Origin of the sequence: Flavobacterium subsaxonicum WB 4.1-42 = DSM 21790 (assembly GCF_000422725.1) — a bacterium.
Lineage (GTDB): Bacteria > Bacteroidota > Bacteroidia > Flavobacteriales > Flavobacteriaceae > Flavobacterium > Flavobacterium subsaxonicum.
Genome location: NZ_KE383909.1, coordinates 1252484 through 1271670 on the forward strand (window position 1 = coordinate 1252484; position 19187 = coordinate 1271670).

General features: G+C 38.0%; 14 protein-coding genes. 6 read left to right on the plus strand and 8 right to left on the minus strand.

The features are described from left to right. Positions 1 to 211: 211 nt before the first annotated feature. The 3 genes from G509_RS0116165 to G509_RS23430 all read right to left on the minus strand — a co-directional run bounded on the left by G509_RS0116165 (position 212) and on the right by G509_RS23430 (position 6495). Positions 212 to 5296 (minus strand): DUF4132 domain-containing protein, encoded by a 5085-nt coding sequence (locus G509_RS0116165; RefSeq protein WP_026992492.1) that lies wholly within the window; start codon positions 5294 to 5296, stop codon positions 212 to 214. Between the two features lie 31 nt (positions 5297 to 5327). Then, positions 5328 to 5762, minus strand: a complete 435-nt coding sequence (locus G509_RS0116170) for a hypothetical protein (protein ID WP_026992493.1) — start codon at positions 5760 to 5762, stop codon at positions 5328 to 5330. Between the two features lie 526 nt (positions 5763 to 6288). After that, on the minus strand, positions 6289 to 6495 hold the full coding sequence (locus G509_RS23430; protein ID WP_131450699.1) for a hypothetical protein: 207 nt from the start codon (positions 6493 to 6495) through the stop codon (positions 6289 to 6291). A gap of 34 nt (positions 6496 to 6529) precedes the next feature. Here G509_RS23430 and G509_RS0116185 point away from each other — a divergent pair, with 34 nt between their 5' ends. Further along, on the plus strand, positions 6530 to 6727 hold the full coding sequence (locus G509_RS0116185; protein WP_026992494.1) for a hypothetical protein: 198 nt from the start codon (positions 6530 to 6532) through the stop codon (positions 6725 to 6727). A gap of 276 nt (positions 6728 to 7003) precedes the next feature. Here the strand turns inward: G509_RS0116185 and G509_RS0116190 are convergent, their stop codons facing one another. The 4 genes from G509_RS0116190 to G509_RS22320 form a co-directional block, all read right to left on the minus strand. After that, on the minus strand, positions 7004 to 7300 hold the full coding sequence (locus G509_RS0116190; protein WP_026992495.1) for a hypothetical protein: 297 nt from the start codon (positions 7298 to 7300) through the stop codon (positions 7004 to 7006). A gap of 200 nt (positions 7301 to 7500) precedes the next feature. Continuing rightward, entirely contained in the window at positions 7501 to 7971 is a 471-nt protein-coding gene (locus G509_RS0116195) for a response regulator (protein WP_026992496.1), read from the minus strand. Between the two features lie 10 nt (positions 7972 to 7981). Then, positions 7982 to 8542, minus strand: coding sequence for a helix-turn-helix domain-containing protein (locus G509_RS0116200; protein WP_026992497.1), 561 nt, complete (start codon positions 8540 to 8542; stop codon positions 7982 to 7984). Positions 8543 to 8774: 232 nt separating this feature from the next. Beyond that, positions 8775 to 9419 (minus strand): YciE/YciF ferroxidase family protein, encoded by a 645-nt coding sequence (locus G509_RS22320; RefSeq protein ID WP_035739040.1) that lies wholly within the window; start codon positions 9417 to 9419, stop codon positions 8775 to 8777. Positions 9420 to 9724: 305 nt separating this feature from the next. Here G509_RS22320 and G509_RS0116210 point away from each other — a divergent pair, with 305 nt between their 5' ends. From G509_RS0116210 to G509_RS0116220, 3 genes are all read left to right on the plus strand, one after another. Then, entirely contained in the window at positions 9725 to 10150 is a 426-nt protein-coding gene (locus G509_RS0116210; protein ID WP_026992498.1) for a response regulator, read from the plus strand. Between the two features lie 33 nt (positions 10151 to 10183). After that, complete coding sequence (locus tag G509_RS22325) at positions 10184 to 13480, plus strand: CheR family methyltransferase (protein ID WP_051200293.1); 3297 nt, start codon at positions 10184 to 10186, stop codon at positions 13478 to 13480. A 133-nt stretch (positions 13481 to 13613) separates the two neighbouring features. Then, positions 13614 to 15821 carry a hypothetical protein gene (locus G509_RS0116220; RefSeq protein WP_026992499.1) on the plus strand — a complete coding sequence of 736 codons (2208 nt, stop codon included), beginning with the start codon at positions 13614 to 13616 and terminating at the stop codon, positions 15819 to 15821. A 71-nt stretch (positions 15822 to 15892) separates the two neighbouring features. On the opposite strand, the gene G509_RS0116225 is transcribed toward G509_RS0116220, so the two are convergent. After that, positions 15893 to 16861, minus strand: a complete 969-nt coding sequence (locus tag G509_RS0116225; protein ID WP_026992500.1) for a hypothetical protein — start codon at positions 16859 to 16861, stop codon at positions 15893 to 15895. Between the two features lie 361 nt (positions 16862 to 17222). Between G509_RS0116225 and G509_RS23435 the strand changes: the two genes are divergently transcribed. Next, on the plus strand, positions 17223 to 17399 hold the full coding sequence (locus G509_RS23435; RefSeq protein WP_154657779.1) for a hypothetical protein: 177 nt from the start codon (positions 17223 to 17225) through the stop codon (positions 17397 to 17399). A 40-nt stretch (positions 17400 to 17439) separates the two neighbouring features. Next, a complete protein-coding gene (locus G509_RS0116240) occupies positions 17440 to 19179 on the plus strand; it encodes a tetratricopeptide repeat-containing sensor histidine kinase (protein WP_051200296.1) in 1740 nt (579 codons plus the stop codon). Positions 19180 to 19187: the final 8 nt, after the last annotated feature.

A 19187-nucleotide genomic window follows, 5' to 3' on the forward strand; every position in this document is an offset into this window, starting at 1 on the left:
TTATTAACTATTTTTAAAAAAAGTCAAAACAGGTATCAAGTGTTCGATAGAGATCCGCCCACTCAACAAAAGACAAACAACTCCATTGGAAGACAATGGCGTTGTTGTTTTTACATTTATTCTATTTTAAGGCTTCAAAAAACGTCAAAATTGGTATCAAGTATTCGATAGAAATCCCGCTCACTACGCTTTTCTCAAATGGGGTATAATTTTATTCGAGCGTTTCACTTACATACCTTTTGTCAATCTGGCTTAAGATGGTAGGATCTTGTATTTTATCATCTTTAGCGAATAAAATTACTTTCGACATAACTTCTGCTGATTTTGGGTCATCATCTGCAAATGGTAAAAATAGACGCCCCCTATGCTGCGAATGTACCGGTAAGACTGACAAATACTTTCCGGGAACCTGGTGTACAACAGCACTGCCTAAATGAATGCTATAGTTAGCCATTGTGCCTTTAACCAAAGCATGGTTTTGCTTTATTTCAACATTTTTAATTTTAAACAGTCGTAATGTTTCCTTAATCAATACAACCCTCATTTCTATAGATGAATGGCTTGCCTCAGGGTCTACACCACCTACATGGGCAACGCTGACTACTAAATCTATATCCCGCATTACTTCAGAAAATATCCTTGGGTTAATATCTTCAAATGCAATATTTTTATAATCCTTTAAAGAATGAAATTCAATAGTCTCTAAGGTAGGACTCTCTATATCTGCAGGAGAAAACCAATTTGCCATGGCATACATTTTAACCTGGTAGCCCTCTTTATGAAAAACTTTTTGCAATCCTTCTTCATAATCTACCTTCCATCCTCTATTCTTCAATAAAGCTAAAGTTTGCTTAGGATGCACCTGGTGTCCCGCATACCTTCTGGAAACAGATTTCTCGCTTAATTCATCAACTGTGGGTATATACAACTCCCTAAACACCTGCTTAAAAGGCTGAATATGCTTATTATCAAAACAATATGCCTGATAATCTGTCCATACATTATTTTTATGTAAATCATAACAATGGGCAATTCTTAAAGTTTGATGTTCATCTAAAGCAGTTATTTCACCTAATGCATTAACAAGATTCCCGTTTATATAAAAGCCATTTCTATCATCATTAGATATAAAAACCAGCTTCTCCAGGTGTCTGGAAATAATGGGATGCTCAAAAAGGTTTTTGATCTCTGAAAATAAAAACTCATCTCCTCTAACCATGCTTTCTTCTAATCCTTTTTTAGAGCGTATCCATTGCTCGCGCATGGTTTTTCTGTAACCGGCTAATTCAAGAATAGCTTTATCTTTTTTTATGTTTGGCGGAACAGCCTTTAGTTCTTTACCTCCTTTTAAAGTAACTATATCTGCTTTACCTTCTTCGTTTATTATAAGGCGCACAGCTACATCATCAATAGTTACTTCTGTTTCTTTTGATAAAATATTTTGTACCTGTTTGGTCTCCATAGCCCAGGTTAAACGCACAGGATCAGGATATCCAGCATTTCGGGCTAGATTTTCTAAGGCAACCCTAACAGCAAGTGCTTCGCTGGTCAGTTTCATAGCGCCAAATTCTCTGCTCTCCTTTTTAAATTGCTGTAAATATTCGTATCGTGCTAAAATATCTTTTTCAGGGCTTGTTTTACTTAAAGGCACTAATCCGTAAACACGTAAATAATCCTGATCCCTTTTGTTTTTAATTTTTGCAGTAACCTCTCTTATTTTAAGGTCTCCGGTAATTGTATCTGCATACAGGCGCGCGCGCCTGTGCCCATTTCCATCTGTTACATACTTAGCAGCTTCATATAAAAGTTCCCATTTTAGCTTACCTAATTGCTTATAGGCTGACATAAACCAATTGCTATCAACAGCGCCGTCTTTAAAATCCTGAAGGTCTATAACCGAGAATTTAGCGGCCTCACTTTCCAATTCAGAATTTACATTGCTGTAAGCTGCTGTTTTTGTATGTGCATGTAACCACCAAATTCCTTCGTCCAGGCCTTTCCAGTCTAAATAGTTACTAATATATTTTTGCCATTGCGGAGCATATATAGCAGCCTGAATAAGCCGCTCTTCAGATATTTTTGCCGTGGCAATATGCTCGTTAAATACTTCTTGAGTGTCAGAGTTTAACGGATAGCATTTTTTTAATAAAAAACTAAATAGTTTTTGCTTAGTTAATTCTGTATAGCTCCAGGAATAAATGTAACCTTTATATAAGCTTGATTTGCCTAAGCCGGTAAGCAATTCTATAAACCGGGTAATTCCGTATATTTTTTGAAAAGCCTGTACAAAATGAGTGACCGGAGTATTAGAATCGCCGCGCTTTATTTCAACGTCTAAAAATGCATTCCTGATCTGGTCAATCATTGGTGTCAGAAACGGGAATTTCTTTATTAAATTTTCACTCCCAAAGTGGTTGTAATGCTTGGTTTCCCCTGTTAAAACAGACAATCTTTCAGATTCAACAAGCCCTTCATATAATTCGCCTTCAGATATTATCTTTTGTTCGTAAGCCAAGCAGTACATATAAACAGGCGGTTTTGCGTGCTCTACGTTTTTTTTTAATCCCGATAATTGCCTCCATCTGTATAAATTCCAAACATTTTTACTTTGTTCTTTAGTTAATAACTCTAAATTAATACTGTTTAAATAGATATCACAAAATCCCTGGCTTTGCCAGCCTTTACCTTTATCAGGTCCATAGTAATATTGGTTCTTTGGTGGCACATGCTCATAATTCAGGATATCTTTTGGCATATCAGAAAATAAAGCGCTAGAAGCATCAATCAAAAAATCTTCTTTTTCTTTAAACGGGTAGTTTAGCTGTAATGCCTTTATTATACCCAATATTGGATTATTCCACTCATACGCGGGCTTCATAGGATTTGGAATAAAATCGAAAAAATAAAACACATGCTTTTCAAGGAAATCCTTAAATATTTTTCTGTCGCAATTGCCCACAAGGGTTAACAGAAATAAATCCCTTTCGGCTAACCCAGAATTTTCAAACCAGCTACACCAAATACCGTATAAAGGATAATTTTTTATAATTGCTTCTTTATCAGCATTGTCTGCCAGAATTTTTATTTGCCTGAAGGAATTTGCTAAAAGTATCGTTTCTTTTCTGTTATCATGATACTCAGTAGTATACTCATAATTTTTATGTTCCTCAAATAATTTATAAAGCTTAGTAATTTCATCTTTTATATGAGTCATTGGTTTAGAAAAACCATACTTATGCATTTTTACAGCTTTGGCATACAGCGAATTATTATCTTGTTTAGGTAACGAATAATCTGAAATTTGGCCCGGGTTATAAAAACCATACCCATTTTCCGCACTTAGAGCCTCTTCTTTTTTTGAAGGCTCAAGTTGTTCTATAAATTTTAATTCTTTTTCGGTAATTTTTGGGCGTAATGCATAATCGCTTACCCAGTTGTTTACTTTTTTTGCCAGCCTGTCTTTTTTTTGCAGTTGCAGCATCATGTCTAAAGCCGACATACGCTGCTCTAAATCGCCATTATCTAATATCTTATCAACAAAATTTTCAATTTTACTGTCTTTCTGGCGCAGGATTATCTCAATTAAATTCTTTTTTAAATTAGAACTTTTTCGTTTAAATAAGTCCTGGAATAGTGCTAACTCCTCATCTCTTAATTCTACTTTTTTAAGCGTATATATTGCCGAGGCCACGAGCGATTCTCCCCTGTCTTTTAAAATGCGTAAAGCAAAATTTCTCTGGAAATCAGTAGGAATTTTTTTATCATCTTCAGGGCTGCTGCTTGAACTATAAAAGGAATACTGGTAAAAATCGCCTAATACCCTCCTCGCCAGAGTAGTCCGGAGATCTATCGACATTTCTTCAAAATGAGATAAGATGCGCTCCAGCTTATCAGCATCATCACCTATTAAATTAATAGCGGCCGTATAAAGTGCGTCTTTTTCAAATGTAACTTTTAACCATGAAAATACTTTGCTTTCAAAAACCTTGTTCTTAACGGTGACAGACTGTGCCAGGCCATAAACTTTTTCAAAAAAACCAGGGTAATCAGCATTGTTAATATAAAAGCCCGATTTTGAATTGGCTCCTAATAAGTTATTCATACGTGGGAGGGTAAAAGCCAGTACCTGCAGGTTATCATCTTTAAGCGCCTTAAAATACAGTGGCATTTCGATATACGGGTCTTGCGTTTCACCAGTAAATTTTAATGCAAGGCATTTTTTTTCAACCGATCCTTTTTCCAGCAATTCATGTAAATAAGGAACCGTTGCCTCTACATCAAAAACACCCTGTACCCACAAAGCCATGTAGGCTTCATTATTGTTTTTACTGTAAATTCCGGTTGAAATAGATTCTTGATTTGAGAAATAAGACGCTGCTAATTGAATAATGTTTCTTATAGTAGTTTCTTTCTCTGCCTCCCACCCCAAACCTGTCCAGGTATCAATAGCTCTTACAACCGATGAAAAACGCGTTAGCTTATGTTCTATAATTACATTTATCATGTATTGTATAGCTCCAATACTGGTTTCATCTAGCGCCTCTAAAATTGTTTGCCGTAGTCCTTCCTGTCGCTGTGCAGCAAGCAATAGCTTTTCTACAAGTTGCCAGCACTCTTTTTTATTACTGTTTAAAAGTGCTTTAATGATATTGCGGGATACCTTTCCCTGCGGATGTTTATTAAAAATAATGTCTTCAAATAACTCAAATAAACCGGTCTTATCCATATCTATTGCTGCCGACCATAGCATGAACTGGTTAGTATTATTTGTAACCTCAGTATCAAAACAAATTTGTTCTTCAAAAGTTAAATCATAAAAAGTTGTATTTGGGTAACTATATGTACTAGAAACATTAACTAATGATCGCAAAAAATTGATTTGGTTAACCAATAAATATTTTTTATTTGCCGGTGCCCTGAACGATCGCCTTTCATAACCATTTTGAAACATTTTTTGTGGCAGCCTGCTCCACGCTTCTTTTACGTAGTCAGCACATTTTTCTCCAAAAAAATAAACTAATAAACTATAATAGTTTTTATCTTCCCACATGCCGTCTGTTATCCATTTTTCAAAAGGAGTACATTTATCAGAACCAAGAAAAACATACCAATTATTATAATCATGCCGGGTGAGAGTAACTAAAGCCAGGCCAAATTCGGCTACTTCTTTCTTTAATTTATTTTTAGATAATAGCTTAGAAAGCAAATTACTATTAATAACTTCCTGCAACTCTTTTTTATATCTTTTAACCGGATCTTCTGTTACTTTAAGTTTAAGTATAACTTCAATAGACATTATATATATTTTTAAGGTTGGAATGTTTGTACTACCAGTAGCTACCTGCTAAAAAAGTAAGCCTGATAAATGTAAATGCTTTGTTTTCTTCTAAATTTATTTCTGTATTTAGATCATCAAGTTCATCATCACCATAGAAAATAGTATACATACCATCTTCAAAAGCCAAAAGGGCAGTTTTTATGGCAGTGGATAAATCAATTTTATTGTAATTATAAATGGATCCAAAACCTGCTTTGCCCGTATCTGTTAAAATGGGTAAATAATTTTCATTAGGAAGATGAATTTTGTCTGTATCGTCAAATACAAACGATGAAGAATTAAATAATTGTACCTGGTGCTCTACAATTAATTCAATAAATTTTCGAGTGGCGATAAAAGGGTTTGTCACAACAAAATCAATACTTTTCTGCTCAAGTATTGGGTACTTTTTCCCTAATTGCTTTACCGATATATTTATATTCATTTTATACAGAGAAAGAGGTTGTGTAAATAAAGTAAGCTTTTAAAGATTTTAAAGATAAAAGTTTTCATTAAACTGATTACAATTACACCAAAAAAAATATGCGTGTTAACTAATATGGTAATTAACTCATAGAACTTAAATAATATAGAAGCAAATTTCACCTGGCCCAAAATGGAATTACTAAATTTTACTAGGGAGTTTAATTGCCCTATTTATACATAAATTACAGCACTACATTAACTCGTCCTAAACCACTATATAATCTAGTTTGTGTTTTTAATCTCATTAAATAGCGTCAAAACAGGTATAAGGTGTTCGGTAGAAATCTCACTCATTCCACAAAAAGACAAACAACACCATTGGAAGACAATGGCGTCGTTGTTTTTACATTCATCCTATTTTAAGGCTTCAAAAAAAGTCAAAACGGGTATTAAGTGTTCGATAGAAGTCCCACTCACTCCACTGAGACAGTTTTAGGCATACTTTGTAAAGTTGCCAAAAACGCACAAAACGTCTCGAAAAGCCTTTAAAGCCTGCAAATTTTGATATTTGCAGGCTTTTTTATTTTCCCTGCAACATGCAAAATTTTCAAAAATGCACATAAAGTTGGGTCATTTGCCGGTGCAATGTAAATTGCCCGAAAAATTGCACCAAAAAATGCACTGTAAGACAGTGTAAAACACTGAAAGACAACGGGGGTAATACCCTTGATGATTTTAAATGATTGGTTCATAATTCTACATTATTAATTTTTAATTTTTTGAATTATGTTAGAGAAAAGCTATGGCTTAAGCTTCATGTTAAAGCCGTCCCGCAAGGAACCTACCCTGCGTTACGTGTACGCACGTGTATCCGTAGATGCTATCCGTAAAGAGATTTCAACCAAAAGAACCTGGGATCCCAAGCGCTGGGATGCCAAATCTGAACGCGCAATCGGTGCAAAAGAAGATGCCCGAATGATGTAGCCATAAACATATCATTAGGTTATGCGGCCGAGACACCAGCAGCCCCAAAACGCTATGCTGATAAGGTAAAGATAATTCAATAGATATTCTCTTTACAACAATATAAAAACAATTACCTAATTGATTATAAGGTAAATAACTACTAATATTTAAGCAGGTTAAACTGATTTTAAAACACTTAAAAAATTATAATAAGCAAAAAGCCGGGCATAGCCCGGCTCATCCAAAAAGTAACACACGTATTATTGGGGGTTGTGCATTAGCACATAAATGCCATTATTGCGATTTTCCTGATCCAGAGGTCTGATTACCAGGTGTAACCTCGCCCGATGCGCCTGTGCCTGAGTTGGTTGTAGCATCGCCGCTGCCTGATGTCGAGGTGCCCTCGCCCGGGTTACCGCCATCTACCGTAATAGAATCTGAAGCTCCCATACTCGTAGCACTCTCTGTAGCAGTACCATTATAGTTGCTGTCGTGGGTTTGGGTGCCATTTGGGTTATCATTTTTACATGAAGCTATAGATAAGCTAAACACTAATCCTGAAGCGATTAGCAATATTTTTGCATTTTTCATAACGTTGGTTTTAGTTATACAAAATTGGTTATAATTGCCTTTTGGCCTCTTACATTTTTTTGCAAATGGCTTGTATCCTTAAACATTATATTTGACTAAAAACAGCCCAAAAAGTGCTTAATATTTCACTTTCGGACTTTGAGATTGACAACTTTTGCACTGCAAAAAAAAATCCCGCCCCGAGGGGAAGGATTTACTTTTTATAAAAATTTATCGGGCACGTTAGTGTAATAATTTATCATGTAATTTTCGCGATTAAGGCCATCGGTTACATATTGCCAATTGATGTAAGTTACCTCGGTCAGTATTTTTTTAAGCTTATCAAAATCGTTGGGCTTTTTGATAAAAATATTGGCGCCAAATACAAAAGCTTCCTCAACCGTATCTTCAGATGATATACTGGAGTACATAGCCACCGTAGTATCGCGGTACCTGCTGTTAGAACGTATGGCTTTTAAGCACTCCATGCCTGATTTGCCCGGCATGCTTATATCCAAAAATATAATATGGGGCAGTTTATGTGTATCGTCCAGGTAGGCCATAAGCTCCAGGCCATCTTCGCACATACTCAGGGTATGCGTAATTTTTAAACTATCAAAGACTTTCTTAAAAAAACGGCGGTCGTCCTGATCATCTTCCGCAAGCAAAATGTAAAGTTTTTCCGGGTCCATAATTTTAATGTTAATTGATGTTATTTGTTAAGGCACGTTTGTTTTGCAGCACTTTTTGAAACACGGTAGGGTTAAAACCCGTAATTTTTTTAAACTGGTTAGATAAGTGGGCCACACTGCTGTAATTCATTAAAAAAGAAATTTCTGTAAGCGACAGGCTCTCATTTACAAGCAATTGCTTTACCTTCTCAATTTTTTGAATAATAATAAAACTCTCTATCGATATATGGCAAACTTCGTTAAACACGTTAGACAGTGTTCTGTAATTTTCGTTAAGCTGCATAGCCAGGTAGGTAGATATCTTAATTTGCGGCATATCTTTTTCGGCGAGCATTGCTAAAATAGCTCCCTTAATTTTTTGCACCATAATGGCCTTTTGATTGTCTACTATCTCAATACCATAATGTTGCAGCTGCTCTTGCAATAACTTATAATCGTGCATGGGCATACTGTCTGCAAAATGCACTATACCCGGCCCCTCTAAAGTATACTTAAAATTAAACTTATCTAACTGCTCCTGTAAGATAGTCCTGCAGGCCTTATCAAAATTGTAACTTAAATATAGTTTCATGGCAGGGGCGGTTTTGCAGTAAATTTAAACTATAAAATAAGGTACGTTCTAAAAATAGCGTTAATTAGCAACAATATAACATTTGTGTATGCTTAGTCCCCAGACATTTACCTCTAATTATACAGTTTACAATAAAATCCCGCCACAATTACGAACCGTCTGTCAAAACGGTAACATAATTATAGCAGGATTAGTAAGGCAACCTGAAATATAACCTTATAGCTGTTTCTCCTCAAATAGCATCGCCTGTTTTAACAGCGTCATCTTCGCCTTCCACACCGTCTTCGCCGGCAGCTTCAAAATTAATATCGTTGTAAGCGGCATCGGTTAGTACAGAGTCGGCTTCTTTTTCTTCGTTTAAAATTTCTTCCAAAATAGCCGCTGCCTCATTTTCGCCAAGCGTTTTAGCAAATGCCACAAGGGTTCCGTAAGTAGCAATTTCGTAATGTTCAATTTTTTGAGATGCGGCAATAATACCGGCATCGCGCACAGGGCCAGATTCGGTGCTTTCCATAATTTCCTGGCCTTCTTTAATAAGCCCGTCCATGGCTTCGCATTTTTTAGCAACCGCTTTTTCGCCAAGCAATTCAAAAACACTCTCTACCTTTTGCACCTGTGCAATGGTAACTTCGGTATGCTCTTCTATAGCAGCCACAAGGCTCTCTGTAGTGGCATTTTTAGCCATTTTAGGCAGGGTTTTTACCAATGCCTTCTCTGCCCAGTAAATATCTTTAAGGCTATCAATAAACAGTTCGCGTAGCCCTTCGGCAGCGTCGCTTTTAGCCTTAACTTTTCCGTCTGCGCTTTTAGATGTTGTTTTTTTTGCCGGGGCAGCCTTTTTAGGTGCCCCTGTATTTTTACTTGTTGGGGTTGCCATAATAATTAGATTAATTGTTTTGATATGATTACAAATTTGCCATATTACAGCGTATAATAACTTACACAATTTATCATTGGTGTTGCATAATGATAGCCAGTACTGCTTTTAATTAACCTAATTGATAAGTATTAATAAAATTAGGCTATAAAAGTTGCGAATAAAAAGTACCTTACCACTGTTTTAATTGCAAGAAATTAAAATTATTATGTAACTGAAACTGTGCTGTGTTATCTATTTTTGACGTTAGTACACAGAAGTTATAAGAAATTGAGAAGTAGTAATTATCAACAAATATAAATTCTATGTCAAAATCTGGTGTAATTGTTATTATCGAAGATGATATGGACGACCGTACATTTTTAGGAGAGATTTTTAAGGAGCTAAAGCTGCCTAACGAGCTAAAGTGGTTTGAAACCGCCGAAAGTGCTATGGACTACCTGTGCACAACCTTTCAGTCGATATTTGTAATCATTTCAGATACAAATTTGCCGGGCATGGGCGGGCTCGAATTTAAGAAAACCCTTGATGACGACCCAAAATTGCGCAGAAAAAGCATACCGTTTATTTTTTACTCATCGGTAGCCAACCAGGCCGATGTTAATAATGCCTTTTTAAACATGACAACACAGGGATTCTTTAAAAAAGGCCCTGATTACCAAAATTCAAAAAATACCATTAAAGTTATTTTAGATTACTGGGGCCTGTGCAGGCATCCTAATACACAATAGTCGTTAGCTTTTACACCTATTACATTAGTAATTATGCTTTTAGAAAATTATATACCTAAAAAATCAACCGTAAACTTTCCTATTGTTGGTGTTGGGGCTTCGGCCGGGGGGCTCGATGCTTTTAGCCGCCTTTTAAGTAAAATTCCCGAAAATTCGGGAATGGCCTATGTATTGGTGCAGCATTTAGCGGCACACCACGAGAGCCTGCTGCCCGAAATATTAGCGCGCCAGACAAAAATACCGGTGTTAGAGATAGTAAACGATATTGAGCTACAGCCCAACACCATATATATTATACCGGAGAATAAGATTTTAACGGCTTATGATGGTAAACTTAACCTTGCCCCGCGCGACGTTAATGGTAAATTAAATAAGCCTATTGATATATTTTTTAAATCGCTGGCCGAGGTGCACCGAAGCTTTGCCAGGGGTGTTGTATTATCCGGCACCGGCTATGACGGTACCGAAGGATTAAAAATTATTAAAGAATATGGCGGCTCTACCTTTGCCCAGTTGCCCGATGACGCCTCTTTTGAAGGCATGCCACTTAGCGCCATAAGGGCCGGCGCTGCCGATTTTGTACTAACTGCCGAAGAGATACCGGCACAACTACAATGCATTGATACCGCCTACGAGCAGAGTTTTGCCTATGCAGATAGTACTGACAAGGCAACAGACAACGAAGACGAGCTTTTTAAACAGATTATAAGGGTACTGCACCAACGTACCGGTAATGATTTTAACCATTACAAGCAGCCCACAATGCGCCGCAGGATTGCCCGCCGAATGGTTATTTGCAAGATTGATGATATGGCCGCTTACCTAAACCTTGTGCAAAAAGACCGTAAAGAACAAGATGCGCTGTTTAACGATGTGCTGATTCCGGTAAGTTACTTTTTTAGAGATTCCAGAAACTTTAGCACACTGGTAAACGAGGCTTTGCCGCACATTGCAAAAGATAAGATACCTGCCGAAGGCATACGTGCCTGGGTGGCAGGATGCTCTACCGGAGAGGAGGCTTACTCTATGGCTATTTGCCTAAAAGAGTTTTTTGGCACTACGCACCCCGATATGAAAATACAGGTTTTTGCATCGGATATATCCGAAAATGTAATTGCCAAAGCCCGCGCCGCTGTTTACAGCAGTGCCGATGTACAAAACGTATCTACAGAGCGTTTAAACGCCCACTTTTCTAAAATAGATGGTGTGTACCATGTAAAAAAAGAGATAAGAGAAATGTGCGTGTTTGCCATACATAACTTTGTTAAAGATCCGCCTTTTGCCCGGATGGACCTTATATCGTGCCGAAATGTGCTGATTTACATGGATCGCTTTTTACAAAAAAAAGCGCTTAATACCTTCCATTACGCCCTTAGGCCCAATGGCGTATTGTTTATTGGCAAATCTGAAACTATTAATAACGTAGCCAACCTATTTGACCCTTTGGTTAAAAACCAAAAAATATACAGCCGCAAAAGTGTTAATGATAGTTTTATACCCGCACCCTACGGGCAGCAGGGTGTTACCGCAACCAACTTAAGCCATCCGCAGGCAAAAATAGAAGTTGCGGGCAGCAACATCCAGAAAAAGGTTAACGAACTCTTATTTACCAAATATACCCCGGCGTCGCTAATTTTAGACGAAACCAAGGATATTATACATTTTCATGGCGATACCAGCCCCTACCTGCAGCCATCGCAGGGCAAGCCCAATTTTAACGTGTACAAAATGCTGCACGAAGACCTTGCTTTCGAGGTGCGCAATGCCCTTGTAAAGGTAAAAAAAGGTGGCGGTAGCGAGCTGAAGGAAAACCTGCCCGTAAGGGATAAAGACTTTACAGTTAACCTGGAAGTTAAAAATATTGAAGAAAATGGCGAGCAGTATTACCTGCTGCTTTTTCATAAAAATACGGTTATACCAATAGACCCTGATTTTTTATCGCAGCATAAAAGTGCCGAGTTGGAGCGCATACAGCAGCTTGAAGCCGAATTGCAGCAAATGCGCGATGATATTCGCCGTGTTACCGAAGACCAGGAAGTGGCGTATGAAGAGCTGCAAAGTGCCAACGAAGAACTTTTAAGCAACAGCGAAGAACTGCAAACCCTTAACGAAGAGCTGGAAACATCTACCGAAGAGCTGTTGTCTAACAACGAAGAGCTTAACAGTGTAAATGCCGAGCTTAAAGACCGCCAGGAGCAACTATCGCTTTCCAGGATGTACTCTGCCTCTATTGTAGAGACCATTCGGGAGCCGCTGATTGTGCTTGACGCCGACTTGCGGGTTAAGAGTGCCAATGCATCGTTTTACAAATATTTTAAAACCACAGAGCAGGACACTGCCGGCAAGCTGCTATTTGACCTTTTTGATGGCAAATGGCACAATGCAAGCCTTAAAGAGCAACTTTTAAAGGTAATATCATCTGATACCAAAGTGGAGAATTTTGAGCTCGAAATACTCCTGCCCCAAATTGGAGAACGCGTTATGCTGCTTAATGCCCGCCCTATTATCAACGAAAATTTAGGCGAACAGCTTATCCTTATTGCCATAGATGATATGACAGAGATACGCACGGTTAACAGCCTGCTCGAAAAAAATAACATAGCATTGGAAGAAAGCAATAAAGAGCTGTCATCGTTTAGTTACATTGCAAGTCACGATTTGCAGGAGCCGCTTAGAAAAATACATACCTTTAGCAAGCTTATTTTAAGCGATGAGCAGTCGAAACTTACCCACGAAAGTGCCGACCACCTAACCCGCATATTGGTATCTACCAACCGCATGCAACAGCTAACCGAAGATTTGCTGCATTACTCGCACATTAGCAATTCAGACGATTTCCAATTATTCGACACCGACTTTGATGCGCTAATCCACGAGGTTATAGACCAGGAATTATCAGATAGTATTACTGCCAAAGGGGCTGTTGTAAACAGTGCCCCCCTACCCGTTCTACGTGCAATGCCCACGCTAATACGCCAGTTATTTATAAACCTTATTGGCAACGCATTAAAATATGCCAACCCCAACATTGCACCGGCCATAACCATAGATTGTACAGAGGCAACCCATAGTGAACTCTCTGTAATGCCCGGCACCCGCAACATAAAATACATTAAGATAACGGTACAAGATAACGGCATAGGCTTTTCTAACGATCACGCCGCAAAACTATTCGAACCTTTTTTTAGGCTGCACAGCAAAGATAAATACAGCGGTACAGGCATAGGCCTGGCCATCTGTAAAAAGATAATGACAAAACACCAGGGGTTTATTACTGCAGAAGGCACTCCCGGCAAGGGGGCCGCATTTAGCGTATTCTTCCCAATATAGCAATATACGCCCTGCAGGTGTTGCTAACAGCATGCGTAATATTGTAAGAAAGTAAACAGTTTCTTGTAAAGCGTTTTTTTTTACGGAAGGTTATTTTTGTATAAATACATAAATGTAAACCTCCTGCTAAAATATGAAACTGATTACACCCTGGGCAGCAACGGCGCAATCAGCAATTAAGAACAGTGCCGTTCTTCTTAAAAAAATGTTTTTAGAGTATGCTTATACCCTGCATAATGCGGACAATGCTATCTGGATTGTTAGCACGGCACCAAATGGCTGCAAGCTTGGCTTTCGCGCCGCATTTGGCTTAAATTGTAATTTTGAAGTTACAGACATAACCGAAAACAACTCGGGTTGCACGTTGGTGCTGCAAACAGAAATAGGCAGCTACAAAATGGTAATGGATTTCCCAGATCCTGACAATGCCATTTTACACTACAAAACAATGTTTACACCCAATTTAGACCTTGTAATACCTTACTGGCCTAAAGATATAGTACCTCTTACCGAAAATGGCAGCATAGAAAATACCTCCGGTACCCTATACCTGCACCAACAGGGCACACGTTCCGGTTTGCTTTTTGGCAGCAGTATAAGTCCTAAAAAAGGGTCGTTTTTGTACTTTCAAAACCTTACTTCAGTCTCAGAATATTGCAATGCTACACAAACCTCGCTATCTGAAACTGTTGGTGGACAATGGCCTGAAATTGGTTTTAGCCTGCCCGTTACCACAGAAAAGGCACTACCTGCGGGAACAGAAGTTGCACTGTCTGATGCGTATGTATTATTCAGCCCCGATATTCCCGAAGACGATGTTAGCGTTGCAAAGCATTATCTTAACCATTTAGCCGCAATTTACAGTGTGATACCAAAACCGGATACCACCTACCGCGACTGGCCGGAAATGTCTAAAAAAGCCCTGCACGACCTAACATTTAATAAAGGCTGCTGGACCTACGCAAAAGGTCATCCGTATCTTAATGCTTACCTGTGCGATTATAAAACCCCATCTGAAATTATGGTGCAGCTATCTGTACTGTGGGCTATAAATGAGTACGCACAGTGGACGGGCGAGAGCTTTCAGGTAATTGATGAGATTAAAGGCGGCTTAGAGGCTTTTTATGATGATAAGCTGCAAACTATTTCGCGGTGGCTGCCATCGCAACGTGGAGAGCTGGACGAATCTGAAGAGCAAAAAAAGGCCATGACCATGGATTCCTGGTACCTGCACCACCCGTTAATGAACCTTTCTAAACTGGCGCTGAATGGCGATAAGGAAGCTAAAGAACTACTGCTTAAATCTATAGGATATGCAATTAAGGTGGCACATCATTTTGATTATGTTTGGCCGGTTTTCTATAAAATGGATACGCTGGAAACCTTAAAGGCAGAAACAGTTCCTGGCAAGGGTGGCGAAAAAGACGTAGCCGGTGGCTATGCCCACTTAATGGTAAACGTGTGGAGGGTAACAGGCGAAAAAAAATACCTTAACGAAGCCCTTAGAGCTGCCAGAAAGCTGAAGGATATGGGCATGGCTATTTTTTACCAGGCCAATAATACAGCTTTTTCTGCCCTGGCAATGCTTAGGCTCTATAAAGAGACTAAAGAACAACTTTTTTTAGATGTTAGTTACCTTTGCATTGCCGGAATTATGAAAAACGTACAGTTGTGGGAATGCAATTATGGCAATGCCACCAACTTTGATAATTTTTTTGGCATCTTTCCGCTTAATGATGCGCCGTACAAGGCAGCTTATGAGGAGATGGAAGTTTATGCCGCGCTTAACGATTATATTAAAGAAGCCGTTGCTATAAAGGCTCCTATCCTGCCATCGGTAATGCTGCTGTTGCCAGAGCTTATACGCTACAGTGTTAGCCGCTTGCCGTGTTACTACCCTCCGCTATTGCCGGAAGATATTTTATCTAAAGAAGTTAAAACCGGAGAGGTGGACCCTAAATTATGGATACCCGTAGAAGACCTGCAGGACGGTTGGGAACAGCACGGGCAGGTAGGCCAGGAAGTGTATGGCGCCGGCGTGGGCTTTGGTGTGGTGCCAAGGCAATACTTAAAAATAGAAGGTGCTGCTTGTATGCTTTTTACAGACTACCCAATTACAAAACCAGTTGCCACAGAAAAATCTATTTCATTCAGCATTATTGGCAGTAACCTTTTTGTTTCCCGATTAATGATATTGTTTAATGATAAAAAAGCAAAGCTTAAGGTACAAGTGTTACTAACAGAAGGTAAAAACCAAACAGTATTTAAGCCTCTTAAATCTTCGTCGGCATCTAAAGAGTACGCAGTTACCGGCAAACAAAAAATTATAATTAGGTGGTAATTTAACTGCCATATTTTATATTTTGCTTCTCCGCCTTCTAAATGTCAAGTGCAAAAACAAATAACCAATATTTAACGCTTATTTTTAATATGCTTTTTTATCATATAATCGGTTATTTTTTTAAGCGTTTTATGCGTTTCAGGGTGTAAGCCGGGGTAGGTAAAATACTCGTATACTTTATCGGCAGATTTGCCGTACCAAACCCGTGGGCTACCGTCAGTATTATAAAAAGTAGTGGTATCAGACACCTCTATTTTTTTTTGGTAAGTAAGCAAATCTTCGCTTAAAGGCACAGTTGGGTTATTTGCTAAAGCATTAACATTATTATCGCAGGGCGCGGTTTCGTAATGATCTTTATTCCAAACCATACAGCCATTACTATCTAAAAATAAATCTTTAACCGCAAATGCAGCCACAGTACAAAATAGCACAATAATTACTGCTATTTTAAGTAAATTTTGCCTTGCCTGCAATCTTTCGCTACGCCCAACGGCAAAATATTTTTGATGCACAACTTTGGGTGCTGTTGTGCTAATATCAATTATATCAGGCTCCGTCTTTTCTAACGGCTCATTTTCTACCCCTTCTTTTCCTAACACATCATTCTGCCGACTACTATCCCTATAAAAAGACTGAATTTGTCCCACTCCCCCATTTTCTATCCCAAGAGAGGTTTTATCCTTACCAACTCCTGTTAAGCCTTCCTGCTTTCTGAATTTTTGAAAAGGTCTTGGCTCAAGGTCTACTAAAATTGCCAGCAACTCTATACTTGCCACACTTTTAGGAGCAACACCTCCCCTTAAAAATCTTACTAAAGGCCTAAATTTATCATTATCAAACTTCTTAATACTGCTAAAGCTTAATGCTTCAGGACCAAAAAAACGTTCGTAGATTTTTTTGTCGTCGCTACTTAAAGCATCAAACAGTACTAAACTTAATTCTTTAAGCTTAGCGGTAGTTGCAGGCAATAATAAATCGGCGTGTGCACCTTCTTTTACACTTTCGTACTGAGCTAAAATCGCTTTTTTATAATCATCCATAATAGCTGCTATTTGTATTGAATTTGGAATCGACAGGATTTTTTTGGAATTAATAGGAATGCCCGGAATAACAGGAATTCTGTGCTTTTAAACGTAATTATCTGCCATTTCTTTGCCCTGTAATTAGTTACTGCCTTGTTGCGCAACAGGGCAAATGTACAAAACAAGTTTTAACATTTTAACATAGTGCTGCTTTACAAAACTGCAACAGTTATTCCGGGAAGTATAATCTGCCCGTGGTTTTGTTAGCACACTACACTTCCCAAAAAAATTATTGGCATACCCAAAACGGGTGCTTACCGCCTTATGGCTAAAAGCACCTGCAGGTTGCCCCATGTTTAATTTTTAAGAACCAAAACAAATGAAAAAAATAGTTTTGCTGGCAGCCCTATCGCTGCTGGGCAGTATAGCAATGTCTTGCGATAACGAAAGTGTGAGCGATACCAACAACCCTGATAGCTATGCCGATGGGTTTAGTACCGATGATGGCCTAATACCCATTCCGCCCCCGCCCCCACCGCCCGTAAAGCCAAAATAATATTTGGCTGCTCTTTATGAATTTTTACTAATTTCGGGGAATGAAACTTAATTTTAAGATTTATTCCCCGTTTTTTATTGTCCTTATAATTGCAATAGTGTTTTCATGCAATAATAAAAATGCGGCCAAACCTATATCTGATGAGGTATATTATAACGATGATACTTTAGCCTATATTAATACAACTTTAAATAAAGCAATAGCCAACAGTAACGGGCAGGCATACGATAGTGCTTTTTATTACTACAATAAAGCTAAACAGCTGTATACGCTGCATAAAGACAGTTTAAGGTGTGGCTATGCACTGCTTAGAATGGCCGAAACACAAAAAATTTCGGGCGATTATTTTGGCAGCGAAGAAAACGCTACCGAGGCTTTGTTATACCTTAAAAACAGCCACAACCAAATATACCTGAGCGAAGCTTACAATTTATTAGGTATTTGTTACAGAAAGCTTTTAAACTTCGATAAGGCAATTGAATATTATAACCAGGCTGCAAAAATTGCCAAAGATTCTATATCTAAATCTATTGTACAAAATAATATTGCAATGGTTTATTTTGATAAAAAAGATTATACATCGGCATTAAAAATTTTAACCGCTTTAAATGCATCTGCAATTGTACAAACAAACTTAAGTGCCAAGGCAAGAGTATTAAATAACATAGGCAGCATTTATCAAACCATTAATAATCCTGCTGCGTTAAGTTATCTTCAAAATTCGCTTAACATAAGGCTAAAAACAAACGACCTTCCGGGTATGTTATCGGGCAACATACAACTGGCTAAATATTACGCTGCTAAAAATAAAAAAGTTGCCGCAAGTTATGCACTTAAAGCGTACAATATTGCCACAAAAATTAAAAATCCAGACGAACGTTTAACCGCATTACAAATCCTGATTAATGTTTTGCCGGAAAAAGAATCTAAAAAAGAGGCTATTGGCTATTTTACTATTAACGATAGCCTTACTAAAATGCGGCTTAAAAATAAAAGCGAATTTGCAAGTATAAAGTACAACTCTAAAAATACCGAGGCAGAAAATTTAAGGTTAAAAAATCAACAAACTCAAAATAAGCTACAGGCACAAAACGACAGAGTACTTAAACTTGTATTTGTTATGATTGCCTGTGGTGCAGTAGCTACTGCATTTTTTATTGTTATTGTACAAAGGCTTAAGCATAAAAAAGCAAAAATTATTGAGGTGTATAATACCGAAAGCCGCATATCTAAAAAAATTCATGATGAGCTGGCTAACGATATGTTTGATACCATGATGTTTACCGAATCGCTACATTTTGATACCGATGATAAAAAAGAAACACTTTTAAAGAGGCTCGATTCTGTTTACGAAAAAACACGCGATATTTCCAGAGAAAACAGCAGTGTAGATACCGGCAACGATTTTTATATTGTGCTTATAGAAATGCTGGCCCGCTATAAAACGCCACAGCTTAATGTACTGCCCGTAAATACCCATTCTGTTTCGTGGAATGTGCTGGACGAGCATAAAAAAGTTACCATATACCGTGTATTGCAGGAGTTTATGGTAAACATGAAAAAACACAGCCAGGCTACCCTGGTAGTTGTAAAATTTACGGTAGCCGATAAAAAACTACATATTAGCTATGCAGATAACGGCGTAGGGATTAAGAAAAATAATTTTTTTTACAAAAACGGATTGCAAAATGCGGAAAACCGCATAAAATCAATAAACGGTACCATTACTTTTGATGACATAACTAAAGGATTAAAAATTTCAATTGCAATTCCACTATAATTCAGCGT